At 69.2% G+C, this 24,553-nt stretch carries 29 protein-coding genes; 17 read left to right on the plus strand and 12 right to left on the minus strand.

The window, feature by feature from the left end:
- Positions 1-6: 6 nt before the first annotated feature.
- From RI578_RS19715 to RI578_RS19730, 4 genes are read right to left on the minus strand one after another with little or no spacing between them, the layout of a single operon-like run.
- Positions 7-1,062, minus strand: a complete 1,056-nt coding sequence (locus RI578_RS19715; protein WP_310872301.1) for a class E sortase — start codon at positions 1,060-1,062, stop codon at positions 7-9.
- The gene (locus RI578_RS19720; protein ID WP_121748043.1) at positions 1,059-1,697 is read right to left on the minus strand and encodes an aminodeoxychorismate/anthranilate synthase component II; all 639 of its coding nucleotides are present in this window, start codon (positions 1,695-1,697) and stop codon (positions 1,059-1,061) included. The genes RI578_RS19715 and RI578_RS19720 overlap by 4 nt, the downstream gene beginning before the upstream one ends.
- Positions 1,694-1,891 (minus strand): hypothetical protein, encoded by a 198-nt coding sequence (locus RI578_RS19725; protein ID WP_310875995.1) that lies wholly within the window; start codon positions 1,889-1,891, stop codon positions 1,694-1,696. The genes RI578_RS19720 and RI578_RS19725 overlap by 4 nt, the downstream gene beginning before the upstream one ends.
- A gap of 45 nt (positions 1,892-1,936) precedes the next feature.
- Positions 1,937-2,716: a DUF881 domain-containing protein gene (locus RI578_RS19730; RefSeq protein ID WP_310872302.1), complete on the minus strand. Its 780-nt coding sequence runs from the start codon at positions 2,714-2,716 to the stop codon at positions 1,937-1,939.
- A 121-nt stretch (positions 2,717-2,837) separates the two neighbouring features.
- On the opposite strand from RI578_RS19730, the gene crgA reads away from it, so the two are divergent.
- Positions 2,838-3,092, plus strand: coding sequence for a cell division protein CrgA (crgA, locus tag RI578_RS19735; protein WP_121748040.1), 255 nt, complete (start codon positions 2,838-2,840; stop codon positions 3,090-3,092).
- Between the two features lie 231 nt (positions 3,093-3,323).
- Here crgA and RI578_RS19740 read toward each other — a convergent pair whose 3' ends face one another.
- Both RI578_RS19740 and RI578_RS19745 read right to left on the minus strand, forming a co-directional pair.
- Complete coding sequence (locus tag RI578_RS19740; RefSeq protein ID WP_310872303.1) at positions 3,324-4,211, minus strand: rhomboid family intramembrane serine protease; 888 nt, start codon at positions 4,209-4,211, stop codon at positions 3,324-3,326.
- A gap of 128 nt (positions 4,212-4,339) precedes the next feature.
- The gene (locus tag RI578_RS19745) at positions 4,340-4,873 is read right to left on the minus strand and encodes a peptidylprolyl isomerase (RefSeq protein WP_310872304.1); all 534 of its coding nucleotides are present in this window, start codon (positions 4,871-4,873) and stop codon (positions 4,340-4,342) included.
- 311 nt (positions 4,874-5,184) lie between these two features.
- Here RI578_RS19745 and RI578_RS19750 point away from each other — a divergent pair, with 311 nt between their 5' ends.
- Positions 5,185-5,886 (plus strand): DUF5324 family protein, encoded by a 702-nt coding sequence (locus tag RI578_RS19750; protein ID WP_310872305.1) that lies wholly within the window; start codon positions 5,185-5,187, stop codon positions 5,884-5,886.
- Between the two features lie 103 nt (positions 5,887-5,989).
- Here RI578_RS19750 and RI578_RS19755 read toward each other — a convergent pair whose 3' ends face one another.
- Together RI578_RS19755 and RI578_RS19760 are read right to left on the minus strand one after the other, a co-directional pair.
- Complete coding sequence (locus tag RI578_RS19755; RefSeq protein WP_121748036.1) at positions 5,990-6,766, minus strand: isoprenyl transferase; 777 nt, start codon at positions 6,764-6,766, stop codon at positions 5,990-5,992.
- A 388-nt stretch (positions 6,767-7,154) separates the two neighbouring features.
- Positions 7,155-8,267, minus strand: a complete 1,113-nt coding sequence (locus RI578_RS19760) for an endonuclease/exonuclease/phosphatase family protein (RefSeq protein ID WP_310872306.1) — start codon at positions 8,265-8,267, stop codon at positions 7,155-7,157.
- 173 nt (positions 8,268-8,440) lie between these two features.
- Here RI578_RS19760 and RI578_RS19765 point away from each other — a divergent pair, with 173 nt between their 5' ends.
- Positions 8,441-9,148, plus strand: coding sequence for a response regulator transcription factor (locus RI578_RS19765; protein WP_310872307.1), 708 nt, complete (start codon positions 8,441-8,443; stop codon positions 9,146-9,148).
- The gene (locus tag RI578_RS19770; RefSeq protein ID WP_310872308.1) at positions 9,141-10,235 is read left to right on the plus strand and encodes a HAMP domain-containing sensor histidine kinase; all 1,095 of its coding nucleotides are present in this window, start codon (positions 9,141-9,143) and stop codon (positions 10,233-10,235) included. Before RI578_RS19765 ends, RI578_RS19770 begins: the two co-directional genes overlap by 8 nt.
- Before the next feature lie 430 nt (positions 10,236-10,665).
- Here RI578_RS19770 and RI578_RS19775 read toward each other — a convergent pair whose 3' ends face one another.
- Both RI578_RS19775 and RI578_RS19780 read right to left on the minus strand, forming a co-directional pair.
- On the minus strand, positions 10,666-11,238 hold the full coding sequence (locus tag RI578_RS19775) for a peptide deformylase (RefSeq protein WP_310872309.1): 573 nt from the start codon (positions 11,236-11,238) through the stop codon (positions 10,666-10,668).
- Positions 11,235-12,209, minus strand: a complete 975-nt coding sequence (locus RI578_RS19780; RefSeq protein ID WP_310872310.1) for a helix-turn-helix transcriptional regulator — start codon at positions 12,207-12,209, stop codon at positions 11,235-11,237. The genes RI578_RS19775 and RI578_RS19780 overlap by 4 nt, the downstream gene beginning before the upstream one ends.
- Positions 12,210-12,366: 157 nt before the next feature.
- Between RI578_RS19780 and RI578_RS19785 the strand changes: the two genes are divergently transcribed.
- The 9 genes from RI578_RS19785 to RI578_RS19825 all read left to right on the plus strand — a co-directional run bounded on the left by RI578_RS19785 (position 12,367) and on the right by RI578_RS19825 (position 18,593).
- Positions 12,367-13,527 (plus strand): glycosyltransferase family 1 protein, encoded by a 1,161-nt coding sequence (locus RI578_RS19785; protein ID WP_310872311.1) that lies wholly within the window; start codon positions 12,367-12,369, stop codon positions 13,525-13,527.
- Positions 13,524-14,228, plus strand: a complete 705-nt coding sequence (locus tag RI578_RS19790; protein WP_310872312.1) for a hypothetical protein — start codon at positions 13,524-13,526, stop codon at positions 14,226-14,228. Before RI578_RS19785 ends, RI578_RS19790 begins: the two co-directional genes overlap by 4 nt.
- Positions 14,225-15,451 carry a glycosyltransferase gene (locus RI578_RS19795; RefSeq protein WP_310872313.1) on the plus strand — a complete coding sequence of 409 codons (1,227 nt, stop codon included), beginning with the start codon at positions 14,225-14,227 and terminating at the stop codon, positions 15,449-15,451. The genes RI578_RS19790 and RI578_RS19795 overlap by 4 nt, the downstream gene beginning before the upstream one ends.
- Positions 15,451-16,320 (plus strand): glycosyltransferase family 2 protein, encoded by an 870-nt coding sequence (locus tag RI578_RS19800; protein ID WP_310872314.1) that lies wholly within the window; start codon positions 15,451-15,453, stop codon positions 16,318-16,320. Before RI578_RS19795 ends, RI578_RS19800 begins: the two co-directional genes overlap by 1 nt.
- Before the next feature lie 68 nt (positions 16,321-16,388).
- Complete coding sequence (locus tag RI578_RS19805) at positions 16,389-16,904, plus strand: ATP-binding protein (RefSeq protein ID WP_310872315.1); 516 nt, start codon at positions 16,389-16,391, stop codon at positions 16,902-16,904.
- Positions 16,905-17,296: 392 nt separating this feature from the next.
- A complete protein-coding gene (locus tag RI578_RS19810) occupies positions 17,297-17,452 on the plus strand; it encodes a hypothetical protein (protein ID WP_310872316.1) in 156 nt (51 codons plus the stop codon).
- Positions 17,445-18,056, plus strand: a complete 612-nt coding sequence (locus RI578_RS19815; protein WP_310872317.1) for a peptidase — start codon at positions 17,445-17,447, stop codon at positions 18,054-18,056. The genes RI578_RS19810 and RI578_RS19815 overlap by 8 nt, the downstream gene beginning before the upstream one ends.
- 136 nt (positions 18,057-18,192) lie before the next feature.
- Positions 18,193-18,360 carry a hypothetical protein gene (locus RI578_RS19820; protein WP_310872318.1) on the plus strand — a complete coding sequence of 56 codons (168 nt, stop codon included), beginning with the start codon at positions 18,193-18,195 and terminating at the stop codon, positions 18,358-18,360.
- Positions 18,357-18,593: a hypothetical protein gene (locus tag RI578_RS19825; RefSeq protein WP_310872319.1), complete on the plus strand. Its 237-nt coding sequence runs from the start codon at positions 18,357-18,359 to the stop codon at positions 18,591-18,593. The genes RI578_RS19820 and RI578_RS19825 overlap by 4 nt, the downstream gene beginning before the upstream one ends.
- Before the next feature lie 360 nt (positions 18,594-18,953).
- Here the strand turns inward: RI578_RS19825 and RI578_RS19830 are convergent, their stop codons facing one another.
- Positions 18,954-19,391 carry a PPOX class F420-dependent oxidoreductase gene (locus tag RI578_RS19830; protein WP_310872320.1) on the minus strand — a complete coding sequence of 146 codons (438 nt, stop codon included), beginning with the start codon at positions 19,389-19,391 and terminating at the stop codon, positions 18,954-18,956.
- 834 nt (positions 19,392-20,225) lie between these two features.
- Here RI578_RS19830 and RI578_RS19835 point away from each other — a divergent pair.
- From RI578_RS19835 to RI578_RS19850, 4 genes are all read left to right on the plus strand, one after another.
- A complete protein-coding gene (locus RI578_RS19835; protein ID WP_310872321.1) occupies positions 20,226-20,645 on the plus strand; it encodes a hypothetical protein in 420 nt (139 codons plus the stop codon).
- 3 nt (positions 20,646-20,648) lie between these two features.
- Positions 20,649-21,764, plus strand: coding sequence for an MAB_1171c family putative transporter (locus RI578_RS19840; RefSeq protein WP_310872322.1), 1,116 nt, complete (start codon positions 20,649-20,651; stop codon positions 21,762-21,764).
- A gap of 23 nt (positions 21,765-21,787) precedes the next feature.
- A complete protein-coding gene (locus RI578_RS19845; protein WP_310872323.1) occupies positions 21,788-22,975 on the plus strand; it encodes an amidohydrolase family protein in 1,188 nt (395 codons plus the stop codon).
- A 120-nt stretch (positions 22,976-23,095) separates the two neighbouring features.
- Positions 23,096-23,650, plus strand: a complete 555-nt coding sequence (locus RI578_RS19850) for a hypothetical protein (RefSeq protein ID WP_310872324.1) — start codon at positions 23,096-23,098, stop codon at positions 23,648-23,650.
- Positions 23,651-23,690: 40 nt separating this feature from the next.
- On the opposite strand, the gene RI578_RS19855 is transcribed toward RI578_RS19850, so the two are convergent.
- The gene (locus RI578_RS19855; protein WP_310872325.1) at positions 23,691-24,527 is read right to left on the minus strand and encodes a helix-turn-helix transcriptional regulator; all 837 of its coding nucleotides are present in this window, start codon (positions 24,525-24,527) and stop codon (positions 23,691-23,693) included.
- Between the last annotated feature and the right edge of the window lie 26 nt (positions 24,528-24,553).

The following is a 24,553-nucleotide window of genomic DNA, read 5'->3' on the forward strand; positions in this document are numbered from 1 at the left end:
CCGCCCTTAACTGACGAGCGCATCCGGCTTGCCCTTGCTGCGCGGCCGTTCCTCGACCATCTTGCCCCAGACGATCATCCGGTACTTGCTCGTGAACTCCGGCGTGCAGGTGGTGAGGGTGATGTAGCGGCCGGGTTGCTCGAAACCGGACTGCTTCGGCACCGGGTCGAGGACGCTGACGTTGCTCGGCGACGTCACCGGCAGGATCGACGCCATCTTGTAGACGAAGTACTCGTCCTGCGTCTCGACGACGATCGGATCGCCCGGGCTCAGCTTGTTGATGTACCGGAACGGTTCGCCATGCGTGTTGCGATGCCCCGCCAGCCCGAAGTTGCCCGTCTTCGCCTCCGGCATCGCCGTCTTCAGCGCGCCCTCGGCGTAGTGCCCGACCATGCCCCGGTCCAGGACCTTCTTGTCGTCGATGCCCTCCGCGATCGGCACCACGACGTCCAGCTTGGGAATGTGCAGCAGCGCGAACCCCTGCCCCGGCTCGAACGTCCCCGGGTTCCGCTTGCCGCTCGCCCAGTCGTCCTGGAGGCTGCTCGCCGCCTTGTCCGCCTGTGCCTGCGCCCGCACGTTCGTCCACCACAGCTGGTACGTGACGAACAGCAGCATCAGCACGCCGGTCGTGATGAAGACCTCACCGATCGCCCGGCTGGCGATCACCGCGGGGCCCGGCTTCCGCGCCCGGGCCTGCCGACGCGCCTCAACGCGCGACAGAGGCGCTTTCTGCTCCTCGACCGGCTCCTGTGCCTCCGACGGGCCCCGGGAGGCCCCACGGCGCCCGTGACGCCGTTTCGCGGCCTTCCTGCGGGCCGCGCGCCCACCGGTCGCGGGAGGAGCGGTGGTTCGCCGCTCCGGCGGCGGATCCGGAACCCGCAGCGCCACCGTCTCGTCGTCGGCGACGACCGGCCGGTACGGCTCCCCGGAGGAGAAGTCCTCGGCAGCGGAGTCCTGGTGCCAACCGCCCCCGAACGCACCGGAATCCCCGTACGGCCGCCCGTACGAGGATCCCTGGTCACCGGCTGCGCCGGATTCGCGCTCGGGGCGCAGCGCGGTCACGCCGTGGCCCTGCCCACCACCGGGGCGAGCCCCGCCGACCTCGCCACCGCGTCCTGGTCGCCGCACTCCGCCAGCCAGTTGGCCAGCATCCGGTGCCCGTGCTCGGTCAGCACCGACTCCGGATGGAACTGCACACCCTCGACGGGCAGTTCACGATGGCGCAGCCCCATCACGATCCCGTCGTGCGTGCGTGCCGTCACCTCCAGCTCCGCCGGAACCGTGGCCGGCTCCGCCGCCAGCGAGTGGTACCGCGTCGCCGTGAAGGGAGAGGGCAGGCCCGCGAAGACGCCCCGGCCCGCGTGCTCGACCGGCGAGGTCTTGCCGTGCAGCAGCTCCGGCGCCCGGTCCACCACACCGCCGTACGCCACCTGCATCGACTGCATGCCGAGGCAGACGCCGAAGACGGGGACCCCGGTCGCCGCGCAGTGCCGGACCATGTCGACGCAGACCCCCGCCTGCTCGGGCGTACCCGGACCGGGAGAGAGCAGTACGCCGTCGAACCCGTCCTGGGCGTGCGCCGTCGACACCTCGTCGTTGCGCAGTACCTCGCACTCGGCGCCCAGTTGGTACAGGTACTGGACCAGGTTGAAGACGAAGCTGTCGTAGTTGTCGACGACGAGGATGCGCGCACTCACTGGTTGTCCACCGTCACATCGTTGAAGGGAAGCAGCGGCTCGGCCCACGGGAAGACGTACTGGAAGAGGACGTAGACCACGGTCACCGCCAGCATGAGTGAGAGCAGCGCCTTCACCCACGCGTTCCCCGGCAGATGCCGCCAGATCCAGCCGTACATGCCGTCCCTTCCGTCGCACCACGGCGCCAGACTCACGCCGTACCGCACCAGACTAACGGCGCGGGGCCCTCCGGAAAGGCGTCAATCCACAGGCTGGGCATAGTGCAGGTCAGCCGTGCCCGAGTAGCCCGGCAGCGTCACCCGCCCCTCGTCCTCGACCTTCCAGCCCAGCCCGTAGACGTTCACGTACACCATGTAGTTCTGGATCGCCGGGGACGCGGCCAGCGCTTCCTTCAGCCGCTCCGGATCACCCACCGCCTGGATCTTGTACGGGGGTGAGTAGACCCGGCCCTGGAGGATCAGGGTGTTGCCCACACAGCGCACCGCGCTGGTGGAGATCAGCCGCTGGTCCATGACCTTGATGCCCTCGGCGCCGCCCTGCCACAGCGCGTTCACCACGGCCTGCAGGTCCTGCTGGTGGATCACCAGGTAGTCGGGTTCGGGCTCCGGGTAGCCGGGGAGCTTGGCGGTGGCGTCCGGCGGGGCGTCGTCGAGCGTGACCGAGACCGACTCGCCCTTCAGCTTCTGGGTGCCCGCCTTCTTCTCCAGCGCCGCGAGCTTGTCCGCCTCCGCCTTCGTACTTCCGTTGTCGCGCTCGGCGAGCGCGTCGATCTCGTCGCGCAGAGCCGCGTTGGACTCCTCCAGCTCACCGTTCTCCCCGCTGCGCTCATGGATGAGATCGGACAACTTGAGCAAAGAGGCGTCCGTGCGGATATTGGTGCCCTTGGCGGTATTGAAGCTGGTGAAGAATATGAGCCCCGCCAGAGCGAAGACGGCCGCCGTGAGTACGCGCACGGGCCGGAATCGGCGCCTGCGGGCAGGGCTGGATCCCGTCCCGGGGGAGTCGGCAGAATTGCTCAACGTACCCTTATCTCCTTCGGCGCCACGGAAGCACTACGCTAACGGACGCCCGGGGGAGCGCTCAGAGTCCCCGACCCCGTTCCCTGCGCGGCCACGCAGCGCATCGACAGGAGAGACCCTCGTGCCGAAGTCACGTATCCGCAAGAAGGCCGACTACACGCCGCCGCCGTCGAAGCAGGCGACCAGCATCAAGCTGACCAGCCGCAGCTGGGTGGCACCCGTCATGCTGGCCATGTTCGTCATCGGCCTCGCCTGGATCGTCGTCTTCTACGTCACCGACGGTTCACTGCCCATCGACGCGCTGGGCAACTGGAACATCGTGGTGGGCTTCGGTTTCATCGCCGCGGGATTCGGTGTCTCGACACAGTGGAAGTAGCTCTCCCCAGGGCTATCCACTGAGTTATCCACAGGCGTTATCCACATGGGGAAAAGAAAGACGATCTGTGGATAACCCACTGGGCATTGACGCCGGTGTGACGGAAGTACCGGCAACCGAAAGCGCGTTCGCCCCCTGTCTGACCTGCGGAAACCCAAGTCAGCTACAGGGGGCACACCTGTTCCCGCACGCTGTGCACAAGATCCGCCACCCGCTGTGGACAACGTGTGCTCAGGTGAGCTGGGCGGTTCTCAACAGGGTCAGGCCGACGACGGCCACGAGGACCAGCGCGCAGGTGCCGTACTGCACGAGCGCTCGCCGCTCGCGCGGGGCGTGGAGCATGGCGTAGCCGATCGCGGCGCCGGCGACGAGGCCGCCGATGTGGGCCTGCCAGGCGATGTTGCTCCACCCGAAGGTGAAGATCAGGTTGATCACCAGCAGGACGACGACCGGTCGCATGTCGGCGTTGAGCCGGCGGACGAGGGCGGCGGTCGCGCCGAAGAGGCCGAAGACCGCGCCGGAGGCGCCGAGGGTGGCCGTGGTGGGCGAGGCCAGCAGGTAGGTGAGGGCGCTGCCGGCCAGGCCGGAGACGACGTAGAGCGTGAAGTAGCGGGCTCTGCCGAGGGCGGCTTCCAGGGGGCCTCCGAGGAACCAGAGGCTGAGCATGTTGAAGCCGATGTGCCAGATTTCCTCGTGGGTGAACATCGTGGTCACCAGGCGGTACCACTCGCCCTCGGCGACGCCTTCGGTGGGGACGAAGGGGGCGGGGGGCCATCGCCCGATGAGCACCATGTCGCTGAGGAAGGACGACGGCAGCGCCTGGACGGCGATGAAGACCGCCGCGTTGAGCCCGATGAGGATCTTGGTGAGGAGATGCGGGTCGCCCGCGATGGTGCCGCCCGCCAGGGTGCGGGGCCGGGAGGCGGCCAGGGCGGGCCCGTCGCCGGTGCGGCCTGTGGCGCAGTCGGGGCAGTGGAAGCCGACGGAGGCGTTCACCATGCAGTCCGTGCAGATGGGGCGTTCGCAGCGGGTGCAGCGGATGCCCGTCTCCCGGTCGGGGTGGCGGTAGCAGCCGGGTGTGCTCTGGGCGTCCGGTGGGCCGGCTGCCGCGTGGTCCATGGCTTCCCCTCGGTCGTCCTGTGAGCGGTGTGGGCACATGCACCGCCCCGCCCTTTTTTACGGATGGGCGGGGCGTTTGGTTCCTGCCCTGCGGGCGGGGAGGTAGTCCTTGTGGCCAGTGCCGGTGATCATTCCTGGCGGGTCTCGACGACGACCGACTCGATGACGACGTCGTTGAGGGGGCGTTCGGTGCGGGGGTTGGTCTGGGTGATGGCGATGGCGTCGACGACCTTCTGGCTGGCCGCGTCGGTCACCTCGCCGAAGATCGTGCGCTGGCGGTTCAGCCAGGTCGTCGGGGAGACGGTGATGAAGAACTGCGAGCCGTTGGTGTCGGGGCCGGCGTTGGCCATGGCCATCAGGTAGGGCTTGTCGAAGGCGAGGTCGGGGTGGATCTCGTCCTCGAACTGGTAGCCGGGGCCGCCGGTGCCGTTGCCGAGCGGGTCGCCGCCCTGGATCATGAAGCCGCTGATCACTCGGTGGAAGGACGTGCCGTCGTAGAGCTTGTCGGTGGACTTCTCGCCGGTGGCGGGGTGGGTCCATTCTCTGGCGCCCTGGGCGAGCTCGACGAAGTTCCGGACCGTCCGGGGGGCGTAGTCCGGAAGAAGCCGGATCTCGATGTCGCCCTGGTTGGTCTTCAGGGTGGCGTAGAGCCGCTCGGCCACGTCGTGCCTTCCGTCGTCCTGTCGTGCTCGTCGATCCTTGCACGATCGGGGGTGCGTGTAGTCCTGGGTTACGAGCGCGGGGCGCCGATCCGTGGCATTGTCGTCGGCAGGCTCCCGTTGCCCGGTATTCATCCGTTATTGATGTTGATCGACTCTTGTTCGCAACTTCATCACCACTTGCCCCAGAGGGACCGAAGGCATCGTCAGTGACCCGGATGCCCGCCCTCACATGCCTGGCAGTGCGTCCGCAGGCATGATCCGTAAAAGGGTGGAAAGTCGAATTACCGTACGCCACCGAGGAGGAGGAACCCGTGACCCGCATCGACAGCGTGCGCGCCGCGACCGGTTCGGCGAAGGACAGCGTGCTGCACGCCGCGGAAGTGGTGGCGCCCTACGCCGACACGGCCAAGGACAGGGCCGCTCACTACACACAGGAGGCGCGCGGACGACTGGCGCCCAAGGTGTCGCAGGCCGCGTGCCAGGCCCGTCACCAGTACGGCGCGCATGTCGCGCCGCGACTGGAGCAGGCCCGTACGCATGTGCCGCCGAAGATGGACGCTGCCGCTCAGGAGGCCGCCGTCCGTACCCGTCTGGCCGCCCGGCAGGCGGCCGAGTACTCCAGGCCGAGGATCGAGCAGGCGGTGGCCGCGGCCGGCCCCGTCAGGGACGAGGCCGCCGCGCGGGGTGCCGCCGCATTGGCCGCGCTGCGGGGGCAGGTCACGGCCAAGGAGATCCAGAAGCTGACGCGCAAGCATCAGCGTCGGGCGAGGGCCGGGCGTATCGCCAAGGTTCTGGCGCTGGCGGGTGTCGTCGCGGGCGGTGCTTTCGCTGCCTGGAAGTGGTGGGACAAGCAGGCCAACCCGGACTGGCTGGTGGAACCGCCCGAGGCGACGGAGGTTCCCGAGTCGGGGCGGCTGACGTCGGTGGACGGCACCGGTGAGGCGATCCTCGATCCCGAGGTTCAGGCCAAGCAGGCCCAGGACGAGGCGGCGGAGGGCGACGAGCCCCGCTGACCTTCGCTGACGAATTTCACATCGCCGCGGGGCGGGAGACTTCAAGGTCTCCCGCCCCGCGGCGTTGTTTCACGTGAAACCGTCGAAGCCTTCACACCGCCGCTCAGCGGCCGTAGCGGCGTTCGCGCAGGGAGTAGGAGCGCAGGGCGCGCAGGAAGTCGATCTCGCGGAAGTCCGGCCAGTAGGTCTCGCAGAAGTGGACTTCGGCGTAGGCGGACTGCCAGAGCAGGAATCCGGAGAGGCGCTGTTCACCGGAGGTGCGGATGATGAGGTCGGACTCGGACCGTGTCTTGGAGTACAGGTGCTTGGAGATGTGCTCCATGGTGAAGGTCTCGATGAACTCGTCGATGTCCCCGCCCTGGGAGCTGTGCTCGGTGAGGGCGGAGCGTACGGCGTCGACGATCTCTCGTCGGCCTCCGTAGCCGACGGCGACATCGACCTTGGTGCCGCCCTTGCGGTCCTGGGTGGCGGCGGTGGCGGTCTTGAGGCGGGTGGCGGACTCGGCGGGCAGCAGGTCCAGGGCGCCGACCGCTTCGACGCGCCAGGGGTTGCCCGGTGCGGCGAGCCGTTCCACGACCTCGGCGATGATGTCGATGAGCGGGTTCAGCTGGTCTTCGGGCCGGTGGAGGTTGTCGTCGGAGAGCATGAACAGGGTGACGTGCTCGATCTGCGCGGAGTCGCACCAGCGCAGGAAGTCCAGCACCTTCGCCCCGCCGGCCCGGTAGCCCTCGCGTGGGTCGTCGATGCCCGACATCTTGGCCCACCGGCGGTTGCCGTCGAGCATGATGCCGATGTGCTGGGGGCGTGGGCGTCCCTCCAACTCCCTGACCAGCCGCTTCATATAGAGCGCATCGAGAGCGGCCCGTACCTTCGCCCGCATGGTTACCCCTTCCACCTCGTCGGTAGCGACCGGACGCCTTCCGACGGCGATGAGCCACGTGGCACCGCCCCGCAGGGGTGTGGCGCTGGTGCCCTGTGGGGTGACGATATCAAGAGCAGACAGCACCTCCGTGGTGCTCGGCGGGGCCCCGGGGAGTCGGTGCACGCCCAGGAGCCGCGGTCGCTCCGGTGCGGCGGTGCGGCGAGGCGGTCCGGCGGCATGCTCGGCCAACTGTCTTGCCTGGTGGGGCGGTTACGGAAGCCCTCGGCATCGGCGGTTCACAGGGTACGGTCTGGTGTTTCCTGTCACTCTCGGGGCGGGCCGTCGCCCGTGGGGGCGAGCTCACCGTTGGCCCGGTCATACAGTGCGAGGTCACAATGCTGTCGGTTCACCAGCTGATCCCGGCCGCCACCGGCCGGTGGTCGCTGCCGGTGGCCGGCAGCAGCCACGAGCTCTCCGGCTCCACGCCGCGGACCAGGACGTGGTCGATCCGCACCACCGGGAACTTCGCCGGCCAGGTGAACCCGAAGCCGTCCCCGGACACGTCCTGAACGGAGTGCAGCTGCGAGGTGATGCCGTCGAGCGCACGGTCGTCCATGGTGCCGTTCAGGTCGCCGAGCAGCACCACCCGCTCGTTCCGCTCGGCGGCGAGGGCCGTGCCGAGCGCCCGCGCGTTCCGGTCCCGCGAGTCCGTCCAGAAGCCCGTCCTGGGGTTCACCCGTACGGAACCCAGGTGGGCCACGTACACCGCCAGCGGCCCCTGGTCCGTGGCCACCGTGGTGCGCAGCGCCCGGTAGTCGGCCATCCTGGCCTCGACCGGCTTGGCGTCCCCCAGCGGCCCGACGTCCTGCTCGATGTCGACCGGCCGGGTGCCGGACAGCGGCAGCCTGCTCCACAGCCCGACCGTGCCCCGCACCGCGTGGTACGGGTACGCCTTCGCCAGTTCCCTCTCGTACGTGCCCCTGGCCTGCGGGGTGATCTCCTCCAGTGCCAGCACGTCCGCGTCGGCGGCGGCCAGGTCGCGGGCGGTGCCGGCCGGGTCGGGGTTGTCGGCGCCGACGTTGTGGCTCACCACGGTGAGGTCGCCGCCCGGGTGGGACTTGTCGCCGAGCAGCCCGCCGTAGAGGTTCAGCCAGACCGTGACCGGCAGCAGCAGCGCGACCACCGCGGAGGCGGAGCGGCGCCACAGCGCCCCGGCCAGCAGCACCGGGACGAAGACGCCGAACCAGGGCAGGAAGGTCTCCGCCAGGCTGCCGAGGCCCCCGGTCCCGTTCGGGATCTTCGGGTGCAGCAGCATGAACAGGCCGAGGAGCAGCGCCAGCGCCGCGATGACCGGGCCGCGTTTCCAGGGCCCGGGCCGGAAGCCGTTACGGGCAGCCCGGCGTGCGCCCGCGCGCCAGGTCCCGCCGGGGCCGGCCGCCGGAGCACCGGCTCCGTCACCCGGCGCGCGGGCGTCCGCGGGGCTGCCCTGTCCGGTCTCCGCCGTGTCCACCTGCGTCATCGTCCGTCCGCCCTCGCTCACCGCTGTGTTCGTTCGTTCTCTCCGGGTCCTGGGCCTGGGGCCTGGGGCCTGGGGCCTGGGGCCTGGGGCCGAGTGAAGGCGACCCGGTGTTGCCGGCGCGTATGCGGATTTCGATACGCCGACGATATGTACCGACTCGTAGCCTGGAGGCCATGCGTGTCTTGGTGGTCGAGGACGAGCCCTACATGGCGGAAGCCATCCGCGCCGGTCTGCGTCTGGAAGCGATCGCCGCCGACATCGCGGGTGACGGCGACACCGCTCTGGAGCTGCTCGGCGTCAACAGCTACGACATCGCCGTCCTGGACCGCGACATCCCCGGTCCCTCCGGCGACGAGGTCGCCAAACGCATCGTGGCCTCCGGCAGCGGCATGCCGATCCTGATGCTCACCGCCGCCGACCGTCTCGACGACAAGGCTTCCGGTTTCGGACTCGGCGCCGACGACTACCTGACGAAGCCGTTCGAACTGCGGGAGCTCGTACTCAGGCTCAGAGCACTCGACCGCAGGCGGGCGCTCCCCAGGCCTCCCGTACGAGAGATCGCGGGCCTGCGTCTGGACCCGTTCCGCCGCGAGGTCTACCGCGACGACCGCTATGTCGCGCTCACCCGCAAACAGTTCGCGGTGCTCGAGGTCCTCGTCACCGCCGAAGGCGGTGTGGTCAGCGCCGAGGAGCTTCTGGAACGGGCGTGGGACGAGAACGCCGACCCCTTCACCAACGCCGTGCGCATCACGGTCTCCGCCCTGCGCAAACGCCTCGGCGAGCCGTGGATCATCGCCACCGTGCCGGGCGTCGGCTACCGCATCGACGCGGGACCCGGCACCGGACGTGAGGACGGTGAGGACGGTGAGGGGCATGGATAGGCGGCCCGGGCTGAGTGTTCGCCTCAGACTCACCCTCAGCTACGCCGGCTTCCTCATGCTCGCGGGTGCCTTGCTGCTCGTCGCCGTGGGAGTGTTCCTGCTGCGACAGGGGTGGTGGCAGACCAACGAATCGGGGGCGGTGCGAGTAACTCCGGGCACCATCTTCGTGCGCGATTTCGCCCCGACGGCAGCCGCCGTAATGGTGTTCCTCCTGGTGTTCGGCCTCCTGGGAGGGTGGTTCCTCGCCGGCCGCATGCTCGCCCCCCTGACCCACATCACGCACGCCACACGCATGGCCACCGACGGATCGCTCTCCCATCGGATCCGGCTACCGGGCCGCGCGGACGAGTTCCGCGAACTCGCCGACGCCTTCGACATGATGTTCACGCGGCTCGAAGCACACGTCGCCGAACAGCGCCGGTTCACGGCCAACGCCTCTCATGAGTTGCGCACCCCGCTGGCGATCTCGAAGGCACTGCTCGATGTCGCCCGCACCGATCCGGACCAGGACACCGGCGAACTCGTCGACCGCCTCCACGCCGTCAACGCCCGAGCCATCGACCTCACCGAGGCCCTGCTCCTGCTCAGCCGTGCCGAGCAGCGGTCCTTCGCCCGGGAACGCGTCGACCTGTCCCTCGTGGCGGAAGAAGCCACCGAGACGCTGCTGCCCCTCGCGGAAAAGCACGGCGTCGCCCTCGAGACCTACGGGGACATCGCCCCCACGAGCGGATCGCCGACGCTGCTGCTGCAGCTGACCATGAACCTCGTGCAGAACGCGATCGTCCACAACCTGCCGGAACACGGCAACGTATGGGTGCACACCGGCGTCCGCCCCAGGAGCGTGGTGCTCACCGTCGAGAACACCGGCGAGCACCTCGATCCACAGGTGGTCTCGACCCTCGCCGAACCCTTCCAGCGGGGCACCGAACGCGTCCACACCGACCAGGCGGGCGTCGGTCTGGGCCTGGCGATCGTCAGTACCATCGCCCAGACACACGACGGGACTCTCACCTTGGCCCCACGCTCCGCCGGCGGAATGCGCGTCACCGTGGAACTACCCGTGCTGCCCCCGTATGCCGACAGGTGAGGAAACAGGAGACCGCGCCAGCACACAGAAAAGCCCCTCCGAGCCGCGTTTCCGCAGTTCAGAGGGGCTGTACGAGTGGAGCCTAGGGGAGTCGAACCCGAAATTGTTACCTTCCTGACCTGCGGAAACGCCGGAGAATCGGACATTAAGCCCTGTTTCCATCCCCCTGCGTCCTGCTCCATCCGCCTCGATCAGGCTCCCGTGCTGACACGTCAGCACGGGCCTGGCACACGTTGCTGAAGGAAATCTCCGGTCCAGAGCAAGCCTCTCCCTACCTTGCCAGACAGGCGATAAGCGTTCCGAATCCCACCCCTTGCGCTAGCAAAGAGCTGACGATGGCCCGCAAACGGCCCGGTTGGCGTCAGCACCGACCCGTGCCCACCCCGGTGGACAGTGGCCTGGCACCAGTCTTCCGTAAGCATCTGGCGGCCTACCGTTCGTAGGCCCAGGTACGGCCGGTCTCGCGATACTCCTCGACTGGGATCGGCTCCACGCCATCCCGCATGCGGGTGGTGTAGAGCAGTCCGTCGAGATGGTCGATTTCGTGGGCGACGAGCCGGGCGAGTCCGCGTTCGTACACCGTGGTGACCGCGGTGCCGTCGAGCGCGGTGGTCTCCACCGTGATCACCAGGGGGCGGGGGACCATTCCGCGGACGTCGAAGAAGGACAGGCACCCCTCGTACTGCTCGTCGGTGTCCTTAGAAGATGCGGTGATCCGGGGGTTCAGCAGCACGATGGCGGGACTGTCGCGTCCGGGCGGCTGGACGGCTGCTGCGGCCCGGCCGATGCCGATCTGCGGGGCCGCGAGGCCCATGCCCTTGGCGAACGGGTGGACTTGTCCGATGCGCTCCATCGAGGAGAACAGCATCTCCACCGTCTGTTCGGCCTCATCGCGCTGGGCGGGCAGGTCGAAGGGCCGGGCGACCTCGGCGAGAACGGGGGCGCCGTACTGGACGACGCCGATCTCGCGCATCCGCTGGCTGGGCTGCTGCACCTCGGTCACCTGGACTCCCCGGGGGTCGTATTCAGTTCGGGCCTGGCCCGGAACCTCCACTCAAGACGGTATCGGGCGTGCAGGGCCGGGGTGGCCGTCGTCCAGGTGAAGACCCGCATCCCGTTCTCCTCCGTGCGGGCGGGCGCGGTCCGCAACGGGGCGGCCTCGGCCGTCATGGACGTCTCCGTACCCCACACCACCGGGTCCAGAGCGACGGGAAAGGCTAGTTGGACTTCGAGGTGTTCGGTGGGCAGGCGGACCGCGCGCTGGAACCACCGTCCCCACTTCTCGTCGCCTACCGAGTACGCGTACTCGATCCACACCGACTCGCCGGGGTAGAGGGGGAAGCGGCCCTGGGTGTTCTCGAAGACCAGCCAGATCTCCTTGAACGCGTCCCGGTCGTGCTTGGCGTCCCAGCGCATCGCCTCGCCCCGGCAGGTGGCGGTCAGGGCGAGTTCATCCCACGTCAGGGGATGTTCGCGGTAGTGGGCGTTCGAGCGTTCCGGCTCGCCGGGGTAGCGGTCGACGCTGATGCGGATCAGGTAGCGGGTGACGGGTTCGGTGCCGGTGTTCCGCAGTCGGCGCCGCATCGTGAGTCGGTAGCTGGCGCCGTCGTAGTCCAGGCGGGCCTGGTCGTGCTCGACGACCAGGGCGGAGCCGGTGGCGTACGGCTGCTCGGCCCGACGCGGGGCCGGCGGGGCGCTGGGGCGTCTGGTGCGGGTCCTAGCCGCTTCGTAGTCGCACCACCGGTTCCAAATCGCCTTGCCCGCGTTCATCGTCTCGTCGGCGAGGCGGGCGAACTCCTCGGTCGGCTTCGCGCGGCCGGACTCGATGTGACTGACGTAGGAGGGGTCAAAGCCCATCTGCGTGGCCAGGGTGCGCTTCGCCAGGCCCCTCACCTCGCGCCAGTACGAGACTTCGGCGGCGAACGCCTCCGCCTCACTGGTCGGCTCCTGCGACTCGTCCGCCTGCCTGTCCACCTCGACGCCCCCCGACCTGACCGGTCCTCACGGTGATGATGAATGAGCGGTACGTGAGTGCAGTTCATCATTCCGTCACCGTCCCCGCTGCCGTTTTCCTTCCCTCAACCGGCCCGCCCTGACCCTGCGGGCCCCGGGCAGAAGGAGACGAAAGTCGATGAGTCAGCGCGTGCTATACCTGCTCAACATCTCCAACCCCGACCGGCTGGCCGCCGATTCCGGCTGGATCTTCGCCGACCTGCTCGCCCCGGCCCTGGCGGACGGCGGAGCCGAGGTCACCGTCGCCGCTCCGGCCCCGGCGGGTGACGGGCGGGCGGGCTTCCAGCGCACGGCGGTGCCGGGCACGAAGTACCGGGCGCGCTTCGCCCCCGACCTGGACCAGTTGGTCGAGCTGATCCGTGAGGTCCGCCCGGACACCGTGGTCGCCAACCAGATCGAGGCCGCCCCCGCGGTCCGTACCGCCCTGCTGGAATCAGGCTCCAACGCGCTCCTCGCGGGGTACTGCCACTACCTGCCGTTCTCTTTCACCGCTGACCAGCAGATGCGGGTGGACCCCTCGCTCGACGACGCGGGCCTCGGCCGCAGCGTGCTGCTGGGCTTCGCCGCCGGTCTCGCCGCCTGCGACCGCGTCCTGGTCCACTCCTCCACCGCCGCCTCCTGGACCACCGCGGCGGCCTCCCGGATGGCCTTGGACCTGGGCGAGAAGCTGCGGGTGGTCCCCGCACCGCGCGACGAACGCCTGGTCCGCGACCCCGCTGACGCCACCGCCCCGACCGGCCACGGGGCCATCGGCGTCTACAACCACCGGCTGTACGCGCACTACGGCACCGCCCGATTCGTCGACGTCGCCCGGCAGATGACCGGGCCTTCGGTGCGGCTGAGGGTCATGGACCTGTTCGGGGACCGCCGCACCGACCGCACCCGCCTGGACTCCAGCCCCGAGCGGCACCGTGCCGAACTCGTCGCCCTGGAAGGGGTGGAGGTGGTCTCTGACCGCGGTGACCGCGTGCGCTACCGGGACCTGCTGGCCGACGCACACTTCGGCATCGCCCCGTTCCGCGCGGGCTGCCCGTGGTCGATGAGCGTGATCGACTGCCAGGGCATGGGCTTGCCCGTTATCGCCCCGCGCCTGGGCTGGCTCGCCGAGCACGTCGACGCCGAGCTGCTGTTCGACACGGACGCCGAGGCCGTCGCCTTGGCCGAGCGACTGGCGACGGACACCGAGTTCTACGCGGTGCACGCCAAGCGGGCGCACGCCTCCACCGCTGACTTCACCCCTGCCCTGGTGGCCGCCCGCTACTTGGAGGCGATCTCGTGACCGGGTTCGATGCGGTCATGCTGTCGTACGACGAGCCGCTGGCGGACAAGCTGCACGCCCGCCTTCAGCGGGTGCTGGGGCTGAAGGTGAAGCGCCTGCACGGGGTGCACGGGATGCGCCGCGCCTACCGGCTGGCCGCCGAAGTCGTCGACAACGAACAGTTCTTGCTGGCCGATGGGGACTTCGTCATCGATACCGAGTTCGCCGTCCGCGCCATCGAGCCACTGGCCGACGGGGTGTCGCTGCGGGTGTGGCAGGCGGTCAACCCGCTCAACGGCCTCGTCTACGGCTACGGCGGGCTCAAGCTGGTCCGCCGCTCGGCGCTGAGGGAACTCGGCGAGGCCGTCGACGTGCTGGCCGCACTGCCCGGCCGGATCGAGTTCTCCAAGGCGGTGGCCGGGACGACACGGATCAACCAGAGCCCGTACCACGCGTGGAAGGCGGGTTTTCGGGAGTGCTCGATGCTCGCGCGTGGCAGTGAGTACGGCATGGACGATACGGAGAGCCGCGAGCGGATCACGGCCTGGACGTCCGGCGGGCAGGGCGAGTTCGCCGAGTACGCCGCAGCCGGCGCCCGCGAGGGCGTCGCGTTCGCTGCCGAGGCGGCCCGCCATCCGGGACGGTTCGACGCGCTGAACGATCCGGCCTGGCTGCTGGAACGCTTCACCGCCGCGCACGGGGACCAGGCGGTCGCCGGATGACCGGGCCGCTGGTGCTGATCGAGCCATACGCCCACCGTCTCGGCGGCCACCACCAGCACGCCTTGGTCGCACTCGCCCGGGCCAGTACGGACGCCGTGGTGGTCGTCCCGTACGGGATCGGGTCCGAGGCAGCCACGGCCCTGCGTACGGCGGGGGCGCACGTCATGGGGCCGGTTGGCCCGGCGGCCCGGGTGCTGTTCGTCGCGGCGAACACCGCGGAGGCCCTGTCGACGGTCGGTCTGCGAATCTTCGCAGACCGCCGCTGGCCCACCAGCCTGCGGCGGGCCCCGCACCAGATCACCCTTCTCGCCCGCTACCTCATCGAGGCCGCCTGTCTGCGGACCGCCCGCCGCCTCGCTCCGGGCCCCGGCGCGGTGGTGGTGCTCAGCGCGAGCGAGGCCCTGCACGGCGCCGCGGCCCTGCTCGGCGGACTGCCCCACCTGCGGTTCGTCCACGAGTACGTCACCTCCGAGGACGCTGCCGTACGGCTGCTCGGCCGACTCAACCGAGCTGGGGAGAAACGGGTGCTGGCGCTGTACCCGACGGCCGCCGTACGCGACCAGCTCGCCCCGGCCTTCCCCCGCCTGACCGGGGAGGTCCGCACCTTCGCCGTCGACGACGGCAGGCGGCTGAGCGAGGCGGAGCGCGAGGGGGCCCGCGCGGCCTTTGACATCCCGGCCGGCCGACGGGCGGTGTGCCTGGTCGGCGGGTGGTGGCCGCATAAGGACATCGGCGTCATCGACGCCTCCCTGTCCCGGCTGAAGGAGCCGCTGCACCTGGTGGTCACCGGCCACCCGCTCGACGAGGCGACGCTTGCCCGGTGGCGAGCCCTGCCGCGGGTCCGCCTCCACACGGTCCCTGGGCCGGTCAGTGAGGAGGTGCTGCGGATCGTCTATGGCGCCGCCGACGCCGCCCTGGTCGCCCGCCACCGAGGGGTCGGTAAGGAGTCCGGGTTGGTCATGGGCACTGTCCGGCACGGCGTTCCGCTGATCGTCTCCGACCACGACCCCGGCCTCACCGCCCGCCTGACCGGTCAGGACTGGGCCCGGGTCTTCCCCGCCGAAGACCCGGACGGCCTCGCAGAAGCTCTGGACCGCCTCACCGCCGACCCGCCGAATCCGCCCGGGACCGGCGCGGCCGACACGGTGGGCCTGCCCACGGCGGACAGGCAAGCCGCATTCCTCACCGACGCGTACGCCCGCCTGCTGGCCAAGGAGTGCTGATGCCCACGAAACCGGCGCTGATCGCCGTGATCGGCCCCGTCGAACCCGCCTTGCTAGCCGCTTGGACCACCTACTACCGCGGGCTCGGCATCGAGCGGTTCCACGTCGCCTTCCACTTCCCCGACCATGTCCCCGACGCCTGGCGCCACCAGCTCGTTGCCGCCAGCCACGAGCTCGGCATCACCCCGGCCGCCGTCAGCACCGGCCCGTGGCACGAGCACACCAACACCGAACTCCGCGACGCCCTGCGCGAGCAGGCCGGGACCGGCTGGCACCTGCTCGCCGACGCCGACGAGCTCCAGACCTACCCGGTCCCGCTGGACGAGGTGATCGCCACCGCCGAGGCGGGCGGGCACCGGGTGGTCGGCGGGCTCATGCTCGACCGCGTTGCCGCCGATGGCGGCCTCGCCCACTGGAGCCCGGTCACTGGCCTGGACCGGGCCTTCCCGCTCGGTGGGCACCTCACCCACCGCCTCCTACGGGGCGACCCTCGCAAGATCGTCCTCGTACGGTCCGGCGTCACGGTGGCCTCTGGGAACCATCGGGCCCCCGGCCACAAGCCCGACCCCGAGGCACTGGCCTGCGTCCATCACTTCAAATGGCGCCCCGGCGTCCTGGAGGACCTGCACCGGCGGGTGGCACGGTTCACCTCCGGCGACTGGAGCGAGCACACCCCGGCCGTACGCGACGAAGCCCGCCGGCTGCTGGATCACACCGACCGCCACGGCGGACGGATCGACGTCGCCGACCCCCGCCTCTCCTTCCGCCGCGTGAGCCTTCAGACGCTGCCCGCCGGATGGGGACACGAAGCGAAGACCATCGCCACCGCGTGGCGCCCGCCCGCGGCCCGCACCGGCACTCGCCCGTAAACCGCCACCGAGGCCGGGCGGCCGGGCCACAATGGAAGCAGAAGGGCTCGCCTGCCGAAGGGATGACCGTGAGCACGTCCCCACCGCTCGCCGTGCTGCTGGTCGGCATCACCGGCTCCGGCAAGACCGTGCTCGCCCAGGCACTGGCCGACCGCGGGATGGTCCGCCTCTCGGTCGACGAAGAGGTCCACCGGCTCCACGGCCGCTACGGCGTCGACTACCCCGAGCACGAGTACTTCGAGCGCGAACGCCCCGTCGTCGACGCCGTCCGGCAACAGGTCGCCGCCGAGCTGGCGGCCGGCCGGGACGTCGTGCTCGACCATGGGCTTTGGCTGCGCGAGGACCGCGACGCGTGGAAGAAGACCGTCGAGGCTGCGGGCGGCCGGTGGGCGCTGGTCTACCTCCCCGTCGAGAAGACTGAGCTGCTGCGACGCCTGAACGAGCGTAACCAGCGCGCCGACGCCAACGCGCTCACGGTTACCCCCGGGGCGCTGGACGACTTCTTCGCCCGCTTCGAGCCCCCGGCCCCCGGCGAGGACGCGATCAGCGCAGGCGAACTGGATAGGGCGCTGGCAGTGCGTTGATCAGCGCGCCGGCTTTTCTTCCCGCCCCTACTGCCACCGGCCCTGACATGGGCCGACGCTGAGAGACGCGCCGTCTTTTGTCCTGCTCGTCAACGCACGGTGCGGTGTCGCCGCTGCCGCCACAATCGCCAAGCACCTTCACCCGGCCTCAAGGTCATCGGCGTAGAACCGCAGGACTGCGCCGACACCGGCTGTCGATCGCTGTGGCCAGCGCATCGCCATGCCCGAGGTTCCCGCCACCATCGCCGACAGCCTCGGGCACACCAACCCCTCGCCGCTGACCTGGGCCGTCAACTCACGTCTCCTCGGCCACGTGGTGACCGTGACCGATCACGACATCACCGCCGCCATGGCGTTTGCCTTCCGGCTCCTCAAAGTCATGGTCGAACCCAGTGGCGCCCTGCATCCTGGCCGCCGTCCTTGGCCCCCTCATCACTCACGAGTCGGGGATGATCGGAGTGCTGATCTCCGGCGGCGGCGTGGACCTGCCCACCTTCCACCGGCTGATCAGCCAGGCCACCCGCCGGAAGGAACCCGCCCGTGTCTGACGACCACCCGTTCCCCACCATCACCCAGTACGCCAGCCCGGATCTCATCGCCGCGTTCGCCTATGAGGGACGCGCCCACGACGACGATCCCCGCTGGGCGGAGTCCGGCGCCCCCGACGCCAAGACGTACGGCCGGTGGTCCGGCCACATGTGCGGCATCGCCTGCCTTCGCATGGCGCTCCTGGCCCGTACCGGTGAGGCACCCACAATGTTCGAGCTCCTCGACGGCGCCCGGAAGTACGGGGCGTACACCGAGGACCCGGACAGCACAGAGATTCGCGGCCTGATCTACGCTCCGTTCGTTCAGTACGTGCTGGACGTCCACCCGCTGGGCGCCGAGGTCCACCCGACCCTGACCGTGCCCGGCCTCCTGGCCCTGCTCGACGGCGGCCGGATGGTGATGGCCTCGGTACACAAGGAGATCCGCCGCCCGGAAACCCCCGCCCCCGGCAAGGGCGGACACCTCGTCCTCGTCACCGGGCGCCAGGGCGACACGGTGCACTTCCGCAACCCGTCCGGACACACCGAGCAGGCCCGTACCGCGAGCCTGCCCGTGGTCGAGTTCGCCGAGTTCTTCGGTGGCCGAGGCGTGTCCCTGACCTGACACTGCCGACGCCGCTGGCCCATGCCCCGGGCCGGGGACAGGATGTGACGGACCCGGCCCGGTTCAACACGCCCCCGGCCGGGGCTCGGTACGGTGAAGACAGCCCCGGCCTACGACTGATGACCTGGAACCGCCCGTGATCTACAACGCTGAGTACCGTGCCAAGGGCGCTCCCGCGCTCGGGGTTCCCCATGGCACCCCGGGCCCGTTCGGCACCCACCGCCCCGAGGCGGAGACGGACGACCCGCCGCAGGACGCGTACGCGGCGGCTGTTCCCGCGCCACGCGACGGGCGCGGCCGGTGACCGGGATCTGGCGGCAGGTACTGGCCGCGTACACCACCGACCAGCATGACGAGCGCGATCGCGAGCAACTGCTCGCCCTGGGTGCCGCCGAACTCGCGCACGCCCGCAGCGGCGAGGGCACTCCCGCCACCGCCGAGGACGTTCAGCACATCGCTCGCCAGGAATTCGGGCTCCTGATCAGCATCACTCAGGCCCGGACCGCGTTGCGCGAACGCCGTACCCGTCACGGGTGACCGGCGCGGCGGTCGGGCGTTAGAACTGTGTGACCTCGACGACGCGGCCCGCCGCTCCGGTCAGCGACCGCGTCGCGCCGCCTCCAGGCCAGCAAAGTGAGCCGATTTTCGTTGCGCTGGCCGCGCACTGGATGGCGGCGGGGCGTGTCGTGCCCGGTCAGGTGGACCGGGAGTGGGCCATGCTGGCAGGCAGCTGCCCGTGGCCCCGGCAATAGACCAGCGTGGTGCGGTGGTCGCCCCACGGCCCGCACCCGCTGAAGTCGGCCGGCAGCCTCGAAGCCTGCCCGGCCACCGAGGCTGCCGGACCGGCCGCTCCAGCACCCACCCGTGGCGACTGCGCCACCCCCATGCTGCTTGACGCTATGCAGCGGCCTGGGTCGCCGGAGGCCGGACGCCCAGCGTCTGTCCCAGGGCCCGTTCAACCGAAATCAGGATGACCACCCGCTCGGGGTCTGGGGCCGGCGTGCGGCCGTATCGCTCTCCGTAACGAGCAACGGCGTCATCCACCGCCGCCTCGTCGGTACATACCTCCGCTACGCCTTCGAGCGTGGCCCACCGGCCGCCGTCGACCTGGCACACAGCCACGCGGGCTTCACCCCCACCCGCGAGAATGTTGGCCACTTTACGACTCGATTTGCGGGTGATAACTCGGGCCACCCCAGCGACGGCATCCAGCGTCACACCGACCGGCACGACATGCGGTCGCCCATCGGGCCGCAGCGTGGTCAACGTGCACAGGTGGTACTCGCTCCAGAACTCCATGTAGCTGTCCGGCTGGGCGGATATCGCGTTCGACATGGCTGAAAGCGTAAACGCCACACTTGCCCGAACTGCCCCGAAGTGACCGCCACCACACCCTCCCTGAACAGGGATTTTGTCTCTTTCGGGAGTATTTGCGAAGGTGCTTCGGTCACCGAAAGTCTCAAATTCATAACAGAGTCGCCAATTGGCTCGTAGGATTGAACCGCTCATGCCAGTTCGTGAACTTGCAGTTCAGAGCTTTGTATGGAATTCAACAAGGCTGATTTAGACCGCTTTGAGTGACATCCACTACCTGTCATCTACACGAATCGATCATGACTTTCAGGCCATGCCTTGTCGGAAGCGTCACGTACTGTCCCATGAGGTTCCCGGGAGCTCCACGGGGCGGCCCCGCTCGGGGGTACCGGTGCGCGTTCGCGTCCGTGACATCCGAGCAGACGGAAGCCCTGGAATACCTGCGTCTTGCCGCCCTGCGAGGGGTCTATGAGGGCGCAGGCGCAGCCGACTGCGGTCGTTTCCGGCACCGGGAACCGGACGTCATCGACACGGGCGCGGTGTCGCCCGGCTCGGGGAGCCATCACAGCCGGTTGGAGGGATTACTCAGTGTGGTCGGATAAGAGTGGTCGAGACGCGGCGGATCGCACGGTTCCCGCTCAGGATGGAGCCACCCGCCGACGCCTTGGGCGCTGGCGCACAGCCACGGCCCGGACGGTGGAGAAAGATCTGCACCGTCTGATTCGGCGGGAGCTGCAAGACCTCGGGGTAACTCCCCCGCTCGACGTTCACGACCTTTGCGAGAAGCTGAGCCGGCGGCGCGGGCGCCCGCTGTTTCTGCGTGCAGCTCCGCTGCCCAAGCCCGGCCCCTCGGGCATGTGGGCGGAGTACGACACCTACGACGTGATCCTGTACCAGCAGGAGACGACCGAGCTGCACCAGGATGGGATCATCCTGCACGAGGTCGGACACATCCTCGTGGCGGAGAACGAGAGGGCAGCCGAGGATTCCGCCCGCGAGGTGGAGACGGATACGCCGGATGCCGCCCCTGACGAAGACGCGGCGGCCGTCGACGTGGAGGGATGGGCCACCCTGCTGCCGGTCTTCGGGACCGAGGCGATCAAGCGTGTCGCCCAGCGTTGCTCGTACGACGACGGCGAGGAGTGCTCCGTCGAACTCGTGGCGACGATCATCCTGGAGTGGTCGGCCCTGCTCGCAAACTCCACTCCTCCGGCTGATGATCCCGCCCTGCGCCGGGTCGAAGCGGCTCTTGGCGACCGGCGAGGATGGCTGTAATTCGTGGAACTCCTGCTCCTGGGGCTCCTGGCCGCACTGGTCTGGAAGCTCTACCAGTGGAAGCGAAGCCCGCATGACGCACCTCTTCGCTCGGTCACCCTCTGCCTGCTGTGCGCTGCGCTCTCGTACCCCGTAGCGATGCCCGGCGGCGCGTCCGGAGTCGACACCGTCGCCGGCCACGGCACGGCGAAGCTGATCCAGAACGTGCTGCTGCTCCTGACGGTCTACTTCATCATGTGCTTCTACCTCTACTCCGCCGCTGACGAAGAAGCGGGGCGTCGGCGGGCACGCAGGGAGGCCGTGCTTGTCGGGGTCGTCGCAGTCGCGATCACCGTGGCTGCGGTGTCGGTGCCGCACGAGGTCTTCGCCGGGAGCTTCAGCACAGCCGACATGACGATTCCCCAGATCGCCTTCTTCTACGGCGGCGCTGGCCTCTACCTCATGTATGCACTCGGCATGGCGTTTCGGTGGACTCGCCAATACGCCCGCATGTCCCGGCGCCCGCACTCCACCGGGCTTTGGATGACCGCCGTCGGTCTGGGAGCGATGGCCGTAGCGTGCGCGATTCGAGCCGTCATCGTCGCCGTTCGCTCAGCAGACGTGGACGTGCCTCATCCCCTTATGGCGGCCGTGGCCTTCCTCTTGGTCGCATCGATCCTGCTGTTCGCTGCGGGTGTCACCTATTCCGGAGCCCGAGCGCGATTTTCCTCTCTACGGCTCTGGCTCCAACACCGGCGTGATCATCGTCGTCTCTCGCCTCTGTGGGAGTTGTTGGCGGAGGCGTATCCGGACAACGTGCTGAGGCCGGCGTCCTCTGCTCCGCTGGACCGATGGCGGGCGCGTGGCGTGCACCGGCGCTACCACCGCCGCATCGTGGAGTGCCGCGACGGCCTGGTGGACATCAGCCCGTACCTGCTGGACGAGGGTGACGACAGCACAGTCCTCAACATCGACTCCGCCGAGCTTGCCGCCCGGCTCCGCCGGGCCTCCGCTCGGATCGAGAAGGGGGTCCCCGCGCCCCGCCGCGCGGTCCCGCTCGCGATGGCGCTGGGGAGCGACCGCGAGTCGGATGTGAAACAACTGATTGCGGTATCCGACGAACTGCGCGCAGCCGCATGACCTCGCAAGATCAAGGAGTCACGATGCTGATTACCGGTGGACGAGTGCTCATCGACTCGGGGACCTACCTGGAAGACGGTGCCGTTCTCATCGAGGGCGACTCGATCTCTGCCGTCGGGCCGCGCAAGGAGATGGAGGAGCGGGCCGGGGCCGACGTGCCTCGATTCGAGTTCGGCGGAACCGTGCTGCCGGGGCTCATCGACGCTCACGTTCACCTGGCCTTCGATGGCGGGACTGACCCGGTGTCCACCCTCCTGGGCTCGACGGATGAAGCCCTGTTCGAGGACATGCGGCGGCGCAGCGAACAGCTCCTGCACAGTGGCGTTACCACCGTCCGCGATCTCGGCGACCGCGGCGGACTGGCGCTTCGTCTGGCTGCGGAGATCAGCGATCGGCGTACACCAGGACCGAGGATCGTCTCCGCGGGCACCCCGGCCACCACCGTGGGCGGACACTGCCACTTCCTCGGCGGCGAAGTCTCCGGCGAAACCGAGATCCGCGAGCTCGTACGGCGCAACCTCGCGGCCGGGGCAGGCGTAATCAAGGCGATGGTCACTGGCGGCGGTCTCACGAAGGACGGCCCCAGGAGCCATCAGTCACAGTTCACGGCGGAGGAACTGGCCGCCCTTGTGGAGGAAGCCCACGAAGCGGGCGTGCCTGTCGCGGCCCACGCGCACGGTGCCGACGGCATCGCCTCAGCCGTAGAGGCCGGCGTCGACACCATCGAGCACTGCACGTGGATGTCGAGCGATGGCCTGGACTTCCGGCCCGACGTGGTTCAGCAGATCATCGCGAAGGACATCACCGTCTGCCCTGCCGTAAGCCCGCACTGGCAGATGCTCCCGCGCTTCTTCGGCGAGGAGCGCGCCAACGCGATGTTCGACCTGGTGCGGCAGATGGCCGACGCCGGAGTCCGCCTGATCGCGGGGACAGATGCAGGCGTACAGCGTGCCGGCTTCGACGGGCTTGCTCAAGCCCTGTCGTTCTACTCGCACCTGGGGCTGTCGAACGCCTCGATCATCGACATGGCGACGTCGCAAGCGGCTGCTGCCCTGGGCCTGGGCGAGATCACGGGGAAGGTCGCTCCCGGCTTCCGAGCGGATCTCCTCCTGGTGGACGGTGACCCGCTCGCGGATCTCTCCGCACTGAGCGGAGTCCAAACCGTGTTCGCCTCCGGTGTGCGCCACGAACCGAACAGCACGGGACAGTAAGAACCTCACCCTGGTGCCCTGTTTCCTGACCCTCGCGGGTCCGGGGAACAGGGCACCAGTGCCACTCCAGGAACAATTGGCGATTAGATGCGTATTAGGTCGGCTTGTACGGTAGACAGCATGTCTGTGGATATCCGTACTGTATTGCGTAAGCAGGAGGATGAGCTGCGGCGCTTTCGCCGGAACCTGTTCTCTACGGAGCCGGCTGATAGCGGCCTGGCCTCTGTACTGCCCAAAGACGTGCTGGAGCAGTTGCGGGCGGAGGGAAAGACGGTGCCGCACCGCTTCGGACCGGTGCGCTCGGTGACCGACCGGCATGCCGTCCTCACCATCGTCGGGGACATCATCGACCAGGCCGTACTCCTGGACCGTCCTGGCCGGGAAGGGGCTGTGCTGACACTGTCGGTCGCCGCGCGGCACAAGCAGCTCGGCACTCGCCAGGAAGTTGACCCGGGGGAGGCGCGGGCCTGGGTGGAAGCGATCGTGGGCCCCAAGTGGCTGCCGCACTTCTACTCTGCTGGGGCCCTGAGCGGCTCCGCTGCGGGCGAGACTTCGCTGTCGAGGCCGTTGACGACGCAGTACTTCTATCTGTTCCTCGGCGCGGACGGTGTCCCGCACGGTGAGCCAGAACATCAGCTCGGCGTGCAGTTGACCCCGCTCACCCATACGCCCTGACGATCACCAGATCCCAGGGCGAACCTCGCCTGGTGCGGCACTAGTTGTTGGTGCTTGGACCGGCCTTCTTGTCCAGCTCGCTGGCGAGGTCGTTCAGGATCGAGAGGACATCGGCCGGCAGGCCCTCGGCGCCCATCCCGCGGGCCCGAACTCGGCCCACCTTGCCCTGCTTGTTCGCCGACATGAGGCGGAGTCCTTCGTAGACCTGCCGGGCGACGGACTCGTTCGGCTCGAAGTACAGCTTGGAGACATCGAAGAAGTTGGCCAGCCCTTCGAGGACCACGGGCACCGGTGCGTCGTCTCCACCCGTCCGCAGGGCCTCGATGTCCTCGGCCGATGTGACCTGGGAGCCCGCGTAGGCGTTCACCGAGTCCGCGATCTCCTGATCCCCCGGAGCGCTTCGGCCCGGGTAGGAGCGCTCCAGCAGGAGAGTGATCTTCTCTGCCAGCGTCTCCGGCACCTTCTCGGCCTCGGCGGCGTCCTCGTCAGCCTCTCCGAAAGACCGGTCCTGGGCGCGCTTCAGCTCGTCCTCGGTCACCCCATATGCAGCCGCCAGGAGAGGGACGTACCGGTCCTTGAGCCGTCGTACGCCCTGCTCAGCTCCAGCCACCGGTCCATCGCTCTTGGTTCCGATGACCGCCCGCGTCTCGTACCGGTAGAGGCCGGCGTCGCACCGTAGGTCGGTCAGATCGGGCAAGCCGTCGCGCGGGAACAGGTCGTCCAGATCCCGGTTCAGCACCCTGGCGAGAGCAGGCAACTTCTCTTGATCGGGTGTCGTCGCTCCCGACTCCCACCCCGCCACGGTCGAGTCCGCAGCACCGAGGGCGGACGCCACGTCGGCCTGCGAGACGTCGGCGGCTCGACGTACCGCACGCACACGTTCTCTGTCGAAACGGCGAGCTG

The organism is Streptomyces sp. BB1-1-1 (genome assembly GCF_031597775.1).
In the GTDB taxonomy this organism is placed as follows: domain Bacteria; phylum Actinomycetota; class Actinomycetes; order Streptomycetales; family Streptomycetaceae; genus Streptomyces; species Streptomyces thinghirensis.

What these genes read in the sequence shown, in the direction of transcription:
- RI578_RS19740 (WP_310872303.1), bottom strand. Translation starts at nt 4,211, where the DNA reads ATGGACCACGCGGCAGCCGGCCCACCGGACGCCCAGAGCACACCCGGC.
- RI578_RS19755 (WP_121748036.1), bottom strand. Translation starts at nt 6,766, where the DNA reads ATGCGGGCGAAGGTACGGGCCGCTCTCGATGCGCTCTATATGAAGCGG.
- RI578_RS19760 (WP_310872306.1), bottom strand. Translation starts at nt 8,267, where the DNA reads ATGACGCAGGTGGACACGGCGGAGACCGGACAGGGCAGCCCCGCGGAC.
- RI578_RS19765 (WP_310872307.1), top strand. Translation starts at nt 8,441, where the DNA reads ATGCGTGTCTTGGTGGTCGAGGACGAGCCCTACATGGCGGAAGCCATC.
- RI578_RS19770 (WP_310872308.1), top strand. Translation starts at nt 9,141, where the DNA reads ATGGATAGGCGGCCCGGGCTGAGTGTTCGCCTCAGACTCACCCTCAGC.
- RI578_RS19785 (WP_310872311.1), top strand. Translation starts at nt 12,367, where the DNA reads ATGAGTCAGCGCGTGCTATACCTGCTCAACATCTCCAACCCCGACCGG.
- RI578_RS19795 (WP_310872313.1), top strand. Translation starts at nt 14,225, where the DNA reads ATGACCGGGCCGCTGGTGCTGATCGAGCCATACGCCCACCGTCTCGGC.
- RI578_RS19800 (WP_310872314.1), top strand. Translation starts at nt 15,451, where the DNA reads ATGCCCACGAAACCGGCGCTGATCGCCGTGATCGGCCCCGTCGAACCC.
- RI578_RS19830 (WP_310872320.1), bottom strand. Translation starts at nt 19,391, where the DNA reads ATGTCGAACGCGATATCCGCCCAGCCGGACAGCTACATGGAGTTCTGG.
- RI578_RS19835 (WP_310872321.1), top strand. Translation starts at nt 20,226, where the DNA reads ATGTGGGCGGAGTACGACACCTACGACGTGATCCTGTACCAGCAGGAG.
- RI578_RS19845 (WP_310872323.1), top strand. Translation starts at nt 21,788, where the DNA reads ATGCTGATTACCGGTGGACGAGTGCTCATCGACTCGGGGACCTACCTG.
- RI578_RS19850 (WP_310872324.1), top strand. Translation starts at nt 23,096, where the DNA reads ATGTCTGTGGATATCCGTACTGTATTGCGTAAGCAGGAGGATGAGCTG.